Annotated in this window: 1 protein-coding gene; it reads left to right on the top strand. The window is 67.7% G+C overall.

The features are described from left to right. Nucleotides 1–425 precede the first annotated feature (425 nt). Nucleotides 426–677, top strand: a 252-nt coding sequence (locus GT354_RS40210; RefSeq protein WP_161361432.1) for a helix-turn-helix domain-containing protein, incomplete at its 3' end; no start/stop codon positions are given.

Raw genomic sequence — 677 nt, 5'->3', positions numbered from 1 at the left:
GCCGCGCCGATGCCGCGCGCGGCTCCGGTCACGATGGCCACACGGGGCGCGGGCGCGGGCGTGTTCTCGGTCATGGGTACGCGGTCCTTTGGGGTCGGGACTGGTGACGGAAGTGCTTACGGGGCGGACTCCGGGCCCGTCGCGCCGACGGGGTGCGCGGCGCTTCCGGGAGTGGGTGCCGACCGGTCGGTATGCACGTGCCTCGGGAGTGGCGGAACGGGGTTCGCCCTACGTCAGTCACGGTACCGACCGGTCGGTATCAAGGCTAGGGCGCCACGCGAACTCCTTGACGTGATACGGAATTCAGCACTGTGAAGGATTCCCTTGACAGCTGGAGGCGGGCCTCGACAACCTTGAAAAGCATCTGAAGTACAAACTTCAGAGTTGCTTTTCACGGTCTTTTCACGGTAGGCGGGGAGCGGCGGATGACGACCGAATCGCGCAGGCGGATCACCGACGTGGGCGCGCTGCGCGTCCTGGCCGATCCGGTCAGATATCGGTTGTTGGGGCACCTGATGACCGTCGGCCCGCAGACCGCGACCCAGTGCGCGCGGGTGGTCGACGCGACCCCGTCCAACTGCAGTTATCACCTGCGCGAACTCGCCAAATACGACCTGATCGAGCGCACCGAGCGCCGCGCGGGCGTCGGGGGCGGCACGGGCCGGAAGGGCGCAAGG

It is taken from the genome of Streptomyces sp. SID3343 (genome assembly GCF_009865215.1).
Classification (GTDB): Bacteria; Actinomycetota; Actinomycetes; order Streptomycetales; family Streptomycetaceae; genus Embleya.
Note: the sequence above shows the minus strand (reverse complement) of the source record. Positions and strands in the feature narration are given on the sequence as shown.